The sequence below is a fragment of the Flavobacterium xinjiangense genome (assembly GCF_900142885.1).
GTDB lineage: Bacteria > Bacteroidota > Bacteroidia > Flavobacteriales > Flavobacteriaceae > Flavobacterium > Flavobacterium xinjiangense.
Window position 1 is genome coordinate 358,637 of the sequence record NZ_FRCL01000001.1, and the last position, 11,991, is coordinate 370,627.

At 32.9% G+C, this 11,991-nt stretch carries 12 protein-coding genes; 1 reads left to right on the forward strand and 11 read right to left on the reverse strand.

The genetic code is table 11. The annotated features are described in order from the left end of the window. Window positions 1-161 precede the first annotated feature (161 nt). On the reverse strand, window positions 162-1,460 hold the full coding sequence (locus BUC23_RS01595) for an efflux RND transporter periplasmic adaptor subunit (RefSeq protein ID WP_073204328.1): 1,299 nt from the start codon (window positions 1,458-1,460) through the stop codon (window positions 162-164). A gap of 6 nt (window positions 1,461-1,466) precedes the next feature. After that, a complete protein-coding gene (locus BUC23_RS01600) occupies window positions 1,467-2,831 on the reverse strand; it encodes a TolC family protein (RefSeq protein ID WP_073204804.1) in 1,365 nt (454 codons plus the stop codon). A gap of 335 nt (window positions 2,832-3,166) precedes the next feature. Here BUC23_RS01600 and BUC23_RS01605 point away from each other — a divergent pair, with 335 nt between their 5' ends. After that, window positions 3,167-4,576, forward strand: a complete 1,410-nt coding sequence (locus tag BUC23_RS01605; RefSeq protein WP_073204331.1) for a DUF4403 family protein — start codon at window positions 3,167-3,169, stop codon at window positions 4,574-4,576. A gap of 38 nt (window positions 4,577-4,614) precedes the next feature. On the opposite strand, the gene BUC23_RS01610 is transcribed toward BUC23_RS01605, so the two are convergent. The 9 genes from BUC23_RS01610 to BUC23_RS01650 form a co-directional block, all read right to left on the reverse strand. Next, window positions 4,615-4,881, reverse strand: coding sequence for a hypothetical protein (locus BUC23_RS01610; protein ID WP_073204334.1), 267 nt, complete (start codon window positions 4,879-4,881; stop codon window positions 4,615-4,617). Further along, window positions 4,874-5,455 (reverse strand): DUF420 domain-containing protein, encoded by a 582-nt coding sequence (locus BUC23_RS01615; protein ID WP_073204337.1) that lies wholly within the window; start codon window positions 5,453-5,455, stop codon window positions 4,874-4,876. The genes BUC23_RS01610 and BUC23_RS01615 overlap by 8 nt, the downstream gene beginning before the upstream one ends. 1 nt (window position 5,456) lies before the next feature. After that, window positions 5,457-6,143, reverse strand: coding sequence for an SCO family protein (locus BUC23_RS01620; protein WP_073204341.1), 687 nt, complete (start codon window positions 6,141-6,143; stop codon window positions 5,457-5,459). Window positions 6,144-6,155: 12 nt separating this feature from the next. Next, a complete protein-coding gene (locus BUC23_RS01625; protein WP_073204343.1) occupies window positions 6,156-6,797 on the reverse strand; it encodes a hypothetical protein in 642 nt (213 codons plus the stop codon). Window positions 6,798-6,872: 75 nt separating this feature from the next. After that, window positions 6,873-7,223, reverse strand: coding sequence for a cytochrome C oxidase subunit IV family protein (locus BUC23_RS01630; protein WP_073204346.1), 351 nt, complete (start codon window positions 7,221-7,223; stop codon window positions 6,873-6,875). Between the two features lie 16 nt (window positions 7,224-7,239). Beyond that, on the reverse strand, window positions 7,240-8,217 hold the full coding sequence (locus tag BUC23_RS01635) for a cytochrome c oxidase subunit 3 (RefSeq protein WP_073204349.1): 978 nt from the start codon (window positions 8,215-8,217) through the stop codon (window positions 7,240-7,242). A gap of 42 nt (window positions 8,218-8,259) precedes the next feature. Then, window positions 8,260-8,850 (reverse strand): cytochrome c oxidase subunit 3, encoded by a 591-nt coding sequence (locus BUC23_RS01640; protein ID WP_073204352.1) that lies wholly within the window; start codon window positions 8,848-8,850, stop codon window positions 8,260-8,262. A 2-nt stretch (window positions 8,851-8,852) separates the two neighbouring features. Continuing rightward, on the reverse strand, window positions 8,853-9,755 hold the full coding sequence (cyoE, locus tag BUC23_RS01645; protein WP_073204355.1) for a heme o synthase: 903 nt from the start codon (window positions 9,753-9,755) through the stop codon (window positions 8,853-8,855). 104 nt (window positions 9,756-9,859) lie between these two features. Continuing rightward, the gene (locus tag BUC23_RS01650; protein ID WP_073204807.1) at window positions 9,860-11,983 is read right to left on the reverse strand and encodes an energy transducer TonB; all 2,124 of its coding nucleotides are present in this window, start codon (window positions 11,981-11,983) and stop codon (window positions 9,860-9,862) included. Window positions 11,984-11,991 lie beyond the last annotated feature (8 nt).

Here is an 11,991-nt window from a genome sequence, read left to right on the forward strand (position 1 = left end):
TCCAAAAATTGTCATTCGGATAAAGAAGAAATCAGATAATGTGATTCTTTCTCTATCCGAATGACAAAGCTTAATTTATTTGTTTGTGAAAACACAATCACAGTACAAATCTCGTTATAAAACTTGGAATTTTAGATTTGCTTTCTAAAATTTTAAAAAAATTATTTCTTCTCTTTGTCTTTATCAGTTTTAAGTGTCACTTTATCTCCAGAATTCAAATCCTTTGATACCGTTGTATAAGGGCCCGTTATGACAACATCTCCTTTTTTAAGACCGGTTAAGACTTCAATATTAGTATCGTCTTGAATGCCCGTTTTTATGATTCTGATTTTTGCTTTATCTCCTACTTTCACAAAAACACATTCGAATTTTTTATCACTTTTAGGAGCTGCTTCTTTAACCTCTGTTTTAGAATCTGGCATCTTACCAACAACCACAGCCGTAGTATCTGACTTTACAACCACGGAACTAATAGGCACGGACAAAACATTATTTTTTGTTTTGGTAATTATATCAACCGTCGCTGTCATTCCTGGTCTAAAAGGAGAATACGTTGCTGGTCTTCCTTCTAGTAAATCTTGGTATGATTCTTTAAGTATTCTTACTTTCACTTTAAAATTAGTTACTTGATCAGCCGTTAAAGAAGAACTTGCCGAATTAGAAATACTCGTAACGATTCCTTTAAACTGTTTTTTCAAATAAGCATCAACTTCAACTTTTGCTTCATCACCTACTTTTATTTTTACAATATCATTTTCATTCACATCAACTTCAACTTCCATATTATTCAAGTTGGCAACTCTCATTATTTCGGTTCCAGCCATTTGTTGCGTTCCCAAAACGCGTTCCCCTAATTCTACATTTAGCATAGAAATCGTTCCATCTGCTGGAGCATAAATAACGGTACGGCCAAGATTGTCTCTGGCTTCATTTACAGAAGCGGAAGCACTTTGAACATTATAATAAGCAGTTTGTTTTGTTGCTTTTGCTACCTCAAAAGAAGCAACTGCTTTGTCCCAATCTGATTTGGATATAATTCCCTTTTCAAATAAAGTTTTGTTTCTGTCGTAACTTGATTTAGCTTCTTTAAAAGACGCATCGGCCTGACTTAATCCAGCTTTAGTTCCTGATAAATTGGCAACCGTTCTATTCAAACCAGATGTATATAAATCCGGATTAATTTTGACCAACAAATCACCTTTTTTAACTACCTGTCCTTCTTTTACAGATAATGAAATAATTTCTCCAGAAACCATTGAAGATATTTTTACTTCTATTTCAGGTTGAATTTTCCCCGTGGCAGAAACAGTTTCTATGATTGTTGATGTATTTACGGTAGTTATTTCTACCTCTTTCCCTTTATCTTTATTACCAATAACTCCCGTTTTTGAAAGTATTACCAATAATGCTATAATTGCTACTACGCTACCAATTAAGATATAAATTGTTTTTTTTGACATGTTAAATTAGTTTTTGATAATAGGAATTCCAAAATAGAATTCCAGTATTTTAATTTTAAAAATATAATCGTATTTGGTTCTTATAACTTCAGATTGTGCATTTGACAATAGGGTTTGCGATTGGTTAAAATCAAATGAATTCATTAAACCAACAGCATATTTTTCCTTAGCATAATTATAAGATTCCTGTCTGGATTCTAAAGCTGCAATGGAAGATTCATGAGCGTTCAATGCTCCTTTTGCATCCGTAAATGCAGTATACACATTTCTTTGCAAATCTAAATCCTGTTGTTCTAAAGCGATTTTTGATTTTTCTAAACTTACCTTAGAACGCTCCACATTATTTCTTGCAGAAAATCCATTAAATATAGGAATGGATAACTGTGCCCCAAAAGATTGTCCTTTATTATCACTAAATTGAGTCCAGAAAGGTGGAGCAGCACTCGTTACGACAACACCATTTGAAACAGAAATTACATCTGCGTAAGAAACCCTAGTGTTAAAATTATAAAACCCTTGAACAGCAGGCTGAAAACCCCCTTTTGCAATTGCGACATTTTTTTCGGCAATTTCTAAATTAGTTTGGGCGATTTTTAATTCCGTTCTGCTTTCCTTGGCCTTATCATAAATAGCCGTAGGAGTTTGAGCTAAAATATTATTTTCGTCTTTAACTGAAGTATTATCAATTACATCAAAATTTTCGAAGTCTTTTAATTGTAGTAATTGAGCTAAACTTAATTTAGAAATCAACAGCGCATTATCCGCAGCAATGACAGTTTGATTATTAGACGCTACTGTAGCTTTTATATCCAGTAAGTCTCCACGAGGAATTGATCCCGCTTTTACTAATTCTTCAGAACGGCTATATTGTTTTTCGTTGAACGCCTTTTGTTCCTGTTGCACTTTTAGGTTTTCTTTATTAAAAAGAATTTGCAAAAAAGCGTTAGCGACATTTAACGCGACATCTTCTCTCATTTTCAATAACTGATATTTCGCAGCAATGATAGAGAGATTAGCTTTTCGCAGTGTGTTTTGGTTTTGCAGTCCTTTATAAATATCTATCCCAACACTTGCTCCTGCTGAAGTAAACTGTGAAGTTTGATTTCTTAGGAGTCCTGTCGTAATATCCTGATTCAAACCAATATTCCAGGAATGAGAAGCATTAGCATTAACAGATGGCAGAAAATTCCCTATAGCTCCTTTTTTATCAATCATTGCCGTTTTAGAATCTAATTCAGTTTGCTTGATTGAAATATTATTTTGCACGGCATAATTTACGCATTCTTCCAAGGTCCACTTTTTAGATTGCGCCTGAGTAGCCAATCCAAACAGGGCAATAAAAATGAAACTTATACAACTCTTTTTTTTCATATTCATTTGATAAAAATACAGCAACAGCACTGTACAAATTTAACATTTTTTAAAAACTATTTATTTTTTTACGCTCCGATTTATCTGTTAATCGCTTACTACTTTAGACAATAATTTTTAACTTTTATTAAAAAAAACTATAATTTAATTTTCAAATTCAATGCTAATGCCGCCAATTATTCAACACTGTTCCTAATTCTCAAAATAAATTCTACCACAAAAAAAGCTACTTTTCCTGATAATATACCAATAAGACATAATAGCTATCAAAATGTTACAGTTTAACTCTAAAATATAATTGTTTTCTTAATTTTGTTGCTTGAAATAAAAACAAAATGCTAAAATTCTTTTCGATTCTACTTGTTATTCTATTTATCGTATCGGTTTCCGGTTGTTCCACTTCCCAAAAGATAGCGACCCTAAAACCGGAACCTGATGATGCCGTTCCTTTGGTTTACGAAAATGTTCCATCTTTTATTAATTTACCCATTAGTGTAAAACTGAAGGATATTGAGAACCAAACTAACGCATTATTGAATGGTTTGATTTACGAAGACAACAACATTGAAGACGATGATATTGAAATGAAAATTTGGAAACTGGCACCGATTACAATCGTGAACGATCATGGGGTTTCCGGAGAAAGAATAAAAACAATTTTACCATTAAAAGCTATCGTAAAATACAGAATTGGCACAAAAAAACTTGGCATTTCATTTTATGATACCAGAGAATTCAATCTAAACGGGGTAGTGACTTTACTAAGCGATGTTAATTTAACCAATTGGAAACTAAACACTATAACAGAATTAAAATCATTAGATTGGAATGAAAGTCCTACGATGACCGTTTTTGGTAAAAATGTACCAGTTACTTATTTAATTAATCCAGGTGTTAAGCTTTTTAAATCAAAAATTGAAAAGAAGATTGACAGTGCGATTGAAAAATCAATGGATTTTAAACCTAATGTTCTGGCTGCTTTAGAAAAAATTTGTACTCCTTTTGAGATGAGTGACGTATACCATAGTTGGCTTCGGATTGTTCCTATCGAAATTTACTCTACTAATGCCAAACTGAAAAACGACACTTTCCTGCTAGAAATGGGAATGAAATGCAATATGGAAACGTTGATAGGAAGTAAACCTGAATCTAAATTTGACGCAACAAAAATCATTTTGAAATCGGTTACTAAAATCCCACAAGAAATAACAGCTAATATAGTGGCCGTTTCAACCTATCAAGAGGCTTCAAAAATAATGACCAAGAATTTTTCCGGACAGGAATTTGGATCCGGCAGCAATAAAATAAAAGTACAAAACGTAGCCATTTGGCAAAAAAAAGCTAAAATGATAATTGCTTTAGATGTTACGGGATCTGTGAACGGAACCATTTATTTAGCAGGTTTCCCACAGTATAATGAACAAACGAAAGAAGTATTTTTTGATCAATTAGATTATGCTCTAGACACTAAAAACAAATTGATACGCACTGCCAACTGGCTTACTCAAGCATTAGTTTTAAGAAAAATTCAACAAAGTTGTCGTTACTCGATAAAACCAAATTTAGAAGAAGGCAAACAAAGCATGATGAAATATTTAAAAAATTATTCTCCCATGCTAGGTGTTTATATAAACGGAAAAATGGAAGACATTCAATTCCAAAAAATTGAATTAACCAATCAAGCCATTATTGCGTTTATAAAAGTAAAAGGAACTGTAAATGTATCCGTAAATGGCCTAAAGTAGATGAATATTACAAATAATTAACTTTAACCGAAATAAGGTTATTTTTTATTCTTTCGCATACGATAAACAGCATAACCAATACCTCCAACAAGTAAGTAAGGTATCACCATTAGATAAACAATTCCGTCATTTACGGCAGCCGCTTTCGTTTTATTTCCCTCACTATTTAATGCAGCGCGACACATGGCACATTGAGCTTGGGAATTTATAGGAAAAAGGAAAGAGACAAGAAGAAAGAATAATACAACCCTTTTTCCTGAAAAAAATTTTCCTTGTGTCTTGCGTATTGTTTCTGTATTAAGCATAATAAGGGGAAATCATTAAATAGACTATTACACCGGTAACGGCAACATACAACCATATTGGGAACGTAATTTTGGCAATCTTTTTATGTTTATCAAATTTAGTCGCCAAAGCACGTACATAAGTTACTAAAACTAGGGGAATAATCGCAATTGATAAAATTATGTGTGTAATTAAAATTAAAAAATAAACTAATCTTAAGTTTCCCACATTCAATTTTTCAGCAACATCTAATTCGCCATTGTGATTTACATCTCCAAATATAGTGGAGTCGGCAGTCATATGATAGGCAACATACATCACTAAAAAAGCAATAGAGCAACCAATTGCAAATTTCATCAGATTCTCATGAAGCGCTCTTTTACCATTTTTGACAGCGACAACAGCCGAAACTAATAAGACAGCAGTAACGCCATTAATTGTAGCATATATGGAAGGTAAAAAATCCAAAGGAGCAACATGAATACCAAAATCTTTAAGTTTCACCTTAAAAAGTACAGCAACCGCAACAGGAATTACTATAGAAAGGATAATGATCCATTTATTATATTTTTGTTCAATCGAATTCTCTTCCATCTTAATCTTTTAATAAAATATTAATATCTTGTTGAATATCTCTAACTCCATTTTTATCTAAACCGTCATAATACAAAATTGGATTCCCAAAATCATCTCTTCTGCAACGAATATCTCCGTTTTTATCTACTAACGCAAACAAACCAGAATGCTCAAAACCGCCATTTACTTTACTATTTTCGCCAGCGTAAAGATTAAAACCCTTGTTAGCTAAATTAAAAATATAAGCTCTGTCGCCCGTCAAGAAATTCCAATTAGATGACTTTACCCCTAGTAATTTTGCATGGGCTTTCAAAACATCAGGAGTATCGTGTGATGGATCTATTGTGATAGAAACAATCCCGAAATTTGGATTCCCAAAAAATTTATTTTCAATAGCCAACATACTCAAATTCATTTTTGGACAAATGGAAGGGCAAGTGGTAAAGAAAAACTCAAGAACATAAACTTTGCCTTTGTACGTTTCATTAGTGATTTTTTTATTGTCCTGATTAACCAATTCAAACTTTGGAGCCGGACCAATTTTTACTAATTTTTGATCATTCTTAGACGCTGAACCAATCTTATCCAAACGATCTCCTTTTACGACATCATTATTTTGTATTCTTTCTACTATTTTTGGCACCGCGTATATTCCAAAAAGCAGGATAATAAATGAAATACCTATATATGATTTATTTTTAAGCATAGTTTCTCAGAATTAAAGTTCTTTAGTGGCATTATGATTTTTTTTAAGCGCAGCACGATATTCGTACAAAATAACTTTAAAATCATCCAACATTTCATTACTCAATTCGGCTAAATGGAATGTATTGTATCCTTCTTTGTAATCTTTCTTTTCTTTTCTTCCTCTCAAATTTCTTTCCTTATCCAATATATACACATTTGGAGTTCCGAAGTTTTTATCCAATTTCCCAACTAATTGTAACTGGTCATAATAAGCAGTAATTTCCTGAGGCGAAGTAAAAAGAAAATGCCATTGAGAAACATCAGTAAAATCATCTAAAGCATCTATGATTTTTTTCCCTTCATTTTCCGTTCCTAAAGGACAAATAACAACAAATTGTAAGTCTGCAAAATCATGATATCTTTGGTAAATTTTTTCATTTAGATTGAAATAATTACCTCTATTTTTTAAAAGTTCCGTCCCTGAAAAACCTAGAATAGTAATTTTTTTATTCAAGCTGACTTTCTCTCCATTTAGAGATTTCCATTGACCAAAATCAGCAACTTTAGGAGTGATTACAGGTAATTTGGTAAAACTATTTATTCCGGATGCGAAAAAAAGATAAGCGACAATAGGCAAAATAAAAAGCACAAAAAGAACGATATTTTTTTTCATTTTTTCGATAATATTTAAAGTACAAAAATAAAAAAAGGCACGCAATGCGCACCCTTTTATTGAATTAATATCTTGTTAAAAATTCCATTTGATAGTAGAATTCTTAAAAACCTCATAAATATAATTCCCCTCAGTCAAAAGAATGAAAAGCAAATATAATACTAGAAAAATTACTGGTAAAACAACAGCGTTTTTTAAGGTACTTTTTTCGCCTTCCATGTGCATGAAGGCCCATACAATAAAATATGCTTTTACAAGTGTTAAGATTATAAACAACCAGTTTAACAAACTCATTGCCATAAAACTATTCATGTGAAGAACGTCTGGTTTGATAATTCCAAAAATTACCTCAACTATCGTTATAACAGACAACAGACCAAAAACGGTCCAAATCCTTTTTGTATTAGAAACATGTTCGTGTGACATAATGATAAATCTAAAATTAAACTAAGTAGAAAAATGTAAATACAAATACCCAAACTAAATCGACAAAGTGCCAGTATAAACCAACTTTCTCAACCATTTCGTAGCTTCTTCTTTTCTCATACGTACCTACAAGTACATTAAAGAATATTATGATATTTATAATTATCCCCGAAAATACGTGAAACCCGTGAAATCCAGTAATAAAGAAAAAGAAGTCAGCAAATAGTTTACTTCCGTATTCATTGTGAGTTAAATTAGCCCCTTCAACAACTAAACTGGCTTGAGTTAATCTCAATTCAGAATCTTTTCTGGAAAGAATTGTTTTATGCTTTTCTTTAGTGATTACCTCTGTTCTTATTAAAAGATCAGGGTGTGCTTTAAATCCCGCTTGAACTTCGGCAACAGAATAAGAAGGCAAAGACGATTCTGACATGAACCATTTTCCTTTACTTCTTGTCAACTGCTCTCTTTCCTCAGGCAATGTTGCAGCAAAATCAGCAAGAGCTACTCGATGCCCTTCTTTATCCACAAATTGAAGTAAACTACCTCCTTTTGTTTCAATTGCACCATATTCCCCTTTTATGAAATTTTTCCATTCCCAGGCTTGAGATCCAACGAAAATCATACCTCCGATAATGGTTAAAAACATATAAATAACAACTTTATCTTTTTTCATTTGATGACCAGCATCAACAGCCAAAACCATTGTTACAGATGAAAAAATCAAAATAAAAGTCATCAATGCCACATAATACATCGGAGCAGACACCCCGTGCATAAATGGAAAGTGTGTAAACACTTCATCGGCCAATGGCCAAGTTTCAATAAATTTGAATCTAGAAAATCCGTAAGCCGCTAGAAATCCAGAAAACGTTAAGGCATCTGATACGATAAAAAACCACATCATTAATTTACCATAACTTGCCTTCATTGGCTCATTGCCGCCTCCCCAAGTTTTCTCTTCACTATTTGCAGTAGTAACTGTCGCTTCCATAAAAGTTATTCGTTAAAAAGTTCCCAAATTTACGTTTTTTTCTTATTTAAAGAAATATAAAAATAAAAACAAATAAACCCACAATAAATCAAGAAAGTGCCAGTACATTGCACCCAGTTCAATTCCAAGGGTTTGAGATGAATTATATTTTTGTTTAAAATGATTATAAATTATAATTAGAAGAGAAATTACCCCACCAGCAAGGTGAATCAAGTGTACAACGGTAACAACATACAGAAATGTTGTTGTTATTGAACTTTCACTTCCGGTAAAATAATACCCGTTTTCGACTATTTGTCCAAACCCTACAAATTGCAAAATAACAAATAATATTCCCAATGCTAAAGTAGACAAAAGAAACTTAGTAGTGGCATTTTGATTGTCTTTTTGGATTGCTTTTTTTGCTAAATGAAAAGTAACACTACATCCTATAATTGCAACTGTGCTAAAATAAAACGCCGTTGGCAACTGAAAGTCTTTTAACCAATCTGCTCTAGATTTACTCACTACATAAGCACTGGTAAGTCCCGCAAACATCATTATCATGCTTACCATAGCAAAAAGCAATAGTAACTTATATGATCTTGCCTTTCTAGATTTGTGCTCTTCTGCGGTTGTCATTGTGATTTCCATAACTATCTTAAAAATTTATCAAATATATACACTAACTGTAACAATGTAATATACGAAACACTCACCAGCATCAATGTTCTTGCTGCTTTAGCACTTCGCTTTTTGTATAATTGCACTCCATAATACAGCATCCAAAGACCTAATAAAAACACCAATATGGCAGCTATAGGAGTAATAAACAACTGGCCCGTATAACCCAACGCCGGTAAAAGTGAAGCTATTATAAGCCAAACCGTATATAAAATAATCTGCAAAGCAGTTGATTTATCTTTTTTCCCCGTAGGCAGCATAAAGAAACCTGCTTTTTCATAATCTTCATACAAAAACCACCCGATTGCCCAAAAATGAGGAAACTGCCAGAAAAATTGAATCAAAAATAAAGTTCCTGCTTCTATACCAAATTCACCGGTTGCCGCAACCCATCCCAACATGAAAGGAATTGCCCCAGGAAAAGCTCCCACAAAAACAGACAATGAAGTCATTGTCTTCAAAGGCGTATAAACACTCGTGTAAAGAAAAATGGATATTGCTCCAAACATGGCAGTTTTAGAATTGATTGTATATAACAATACAATTCCAATAATAGTAAGAAGACTTGCAATAATCAAAGCCGTATTTGAAGACATTCGACCCGCCGGTACCGGACGATTTTTTGTTCGATCCATCAAAGCGTCTAAATCTTTTTCAATAACCTGATTAAAAGCATTTGAAGCTCCTACCATACAATATCCGCCTACGGCAAGTTTCAGCAATACCATCCAACTGAAAGAATGAATATCATTAATGCCAAGCATAAATCCTGCAATTGACGAAAACACTACGCTAACAGCGAGACGCGCCTTAGTTATCTCGCGGAAATCAATGTAAACAGACTTTAATGAAAGGGTATTTTGTGTTGCGTTCAATGCTAGTGGTTATTTGCTTTGTAAAAACTTTTGCAAAAGTAGTTTATCAAAAGGGATTAGACAAAAAACAATTCATAAAAAAGCTTCTTTAGAAATATAATAAACTAATAATCTAAATACCAATTAAAAACATCCGAACGTATTCCTAAAGTAAGCCAATTGGTACTTTGATTAAAAGTAGTTGCGGTATTCATTTTAGGATCAAAACTTCTGTAAATATAACTTCCAAAAAGCTTCAGGTTAGTAGATGGATTTATCAAATATCCTCCTTGAATATCAGCTATAAAAACAGCAGTTTTATTCCCCTGTCCAACTTTTACACCTGAATCAAAAGGTCTATTTTCATCATAATCCTTATAAATATTTCCTCCATAATTATAACTATCAGCAACCGTATCAAAATCTAACCCTCGAGTTCCTATTGTAAATTTTGCGTCACCATAATATCTTCCTTTATGATAACGGGCAATTGCTAAAAATTCTTTGAAATTCCCGCCCCATTGATGCCCTATACTTTGATTATTGTGCGCATAATTTGTAATAGGATTGCTATGAGAATAAACGTAAGGACGGACATGATTATATTCTAACTGCAATACTAAATTATCAACTTTAAATGCATTGTAATATTTAACCCCCAATTGGTACCCAAATTTATTTTTCCAACTGTTATCCCTTTTTTTAACCTCACCAAGAGAAAATTCATCCAACAGAAATTGACCATAGGCATTGATCTGATTGTTTACTTTATATTTATAAGTCAATCCTAAAAGTGCATTACCAGTTCTAGCCGAAGAGGCAAATTCAACAGAACGATAAAATATAATTGGATTTACAAAACTCATATCAAAACCTCTATCGTTAGTGTTAGTCCAGACTACAGACTCGAATAAACCGATGTTAAATCTATTTGACACATTCCAGCTCAAATAATGGTTTGCCATAAATTTCGTTGAATAGGTTCGCTCAAGAGTCGCCGCTGGTCTAACATCTTTGAGCCACATATAGGTGTTGGTATATTTTATTTTCCAAAAATTTGTGTTAATTTTCACATACGGATACGGACTTGCGCCATCACTTTCTAATAGTGAACGATAGCCATCTCCAATAAAATTTCTGCCATACCCCAGCTGTAAATCAATGTATTTATTGGCCGCAAAAGTTAAATTGGCTTCCGCCAAGGGAAAATCATATCCGTCAGTTTTAAACCTTTTGGCAATTCCCATACCTGGAATAATGGCAGGATCACCTCCCGCTGGCTTGATTGATTCTGCGTAACGGTTAAAATAATCAGCAAATCTTCCTTGGCTTTCAAAAACAGTTGCCGTAAAATTAATATCTTTCCCTAATCCTCCGCGAAAGTTTAATCCACGTGTATTTATATAAGTTCTTGAAACAGCACTATGAGTAGCTGCACCCACCCCCAAATCAAGAATAGGATTTAATGTAAACCAATAACCCTCCCCTTGAATTTCTACCGTACTTTCGTTCCATAACTTTCTAGACCACCAGCCAGAAGTATTTTTTTTAAGCTTTTCATTAACCGTCTTAAGATCATAATATTTTGAAACCTCCACATAAGTATAGGGCTTAGATGCTGTATGATTATTGCTGCCCACTTTATTTAAAGAAGCATCAAACTGAGAATAATAACTATGGGAAAAAGGAACGTTCAAATGGCTTTCAAACTCAGGGCTTCTAAATTTTTTATAAACTATACTATCTAATTCTGTCAATTGTTTCGTATCATTCTTTATAACTTCTGCGCGAACAAGTGCTTCTGATTCTAACTGTTCAGGGCTTTTTAAGGGTATTGCAATTGTAATGGTATATTTAGAGTAAGTAGGCTTACCGTTATATGTTGACGCTTTAATTTTGGGAAACCTAGCAAAAACCCTTTTAGTTTCTTTTATTAAATTTTCATCAACAGCATCCGTATAAATTACTTTAAAAGAGCCATTACTGTCTACTTCAAAAAGAACCTTGACATTACCTTGATAATTGGCTTGTTTTAAATTTTCCGGGACCTCAAAATTTTGAAAAATAAAATCCAATACTTTATTATAAAAACAGTTTTTTAATTCCGTGGATTGCAAATTTTCGCAATTTGAAAAAACAGGAAAACGCTCAGCAGAAGGATCTGATTGTAACGAACTATTATTTACTTCTTGTGAATAAATAAAAAACGAGTAAAATAATAAAAATACAGTTGACAAACCTTTTTTCATGTTGACTT

Excerpts from the sequence above, each read along its gene's own strand:
- BUC23_RS01595 (WP_073204328.1), bottom strand. The coding sequence starts at position 1,460 with ATGTCAAAAAAAACAATTTATATCTTAATTGGTAGCGTAGTAGCAATT.
- BUC23_RS01625 (WP_073204343.1), bottom strand. The coding sequence starts at position 6,797 with ATGAAAAAAAATATCGTTCTTTTTGTGCTTTTTATTTTGCCTATTGTC.
- BUC23_RS01640 (WP_073204352.1), bottom strand. The coding sequence starts at position 8,850 with ATGGAAATCACAATGACAACCGCAGAAGAGCACAAATCTAGAAAGGCA.
- BUC23_RS01630 (WP_073204346.1), bottom strand. The coding sequence starts at position 7,223 with ATGTCACACGAACATGTTTCTAATACAAAAAGGATTTGGACCGTTTTT.
- BUC23_RS01635 (WP_073204349.1), bottom strand. The coding sequence starts at position 8,217 with ATGGAAGCGACAGTTACTACTGCAAATAGTGAAGAGAAAACTTGGGGA.
- BUC23_RS01615 (WP_073204337.1), bottom strand. The coding sequence starts at position 5,455 with ATGGAAGAGAATTCGATTGAACAAAAATATAATAAATGGATCATTATC.
- BUC23_RS01600 (WP_073204804.1), bottom strand. The coding sequence starts at position 2,831 with ATGAAAAAAAAGAGTTGTATAAGTTTCATTTTTATTGCCCTGTTTGGA.
- BUC23_RS01610 (WP_073204334.1), bottom strand. The coding sequence starts at position 4,881 with ATGCTTAATACAGAAACAATACGCAAGACACAAGGAAAATTTTTTTCA.
- BUC23_RS01620 (WP_073204341.1), bottom strand. The coding sequence starts at position 6,143 with ATGCTTAAAAATAAATCATATATAGGTATTTCATTTATTATCCTGCTT.
- BUC23_RS01650 (WP_073204807.1), bottom strand. The coding sequence starts at position 11,983 with ATGAAAAAAGGTTTGTCAACTGTATTTTTATTATTTTACTCGTTTTTT.
- BUC23_RS01605 (WP_073204331.1), top strand. The coding sequence starts at position 3,167 with ATGCTAAAATTCTTTTCGATTCTACTTGTTATTCTATTTATCGTATCG.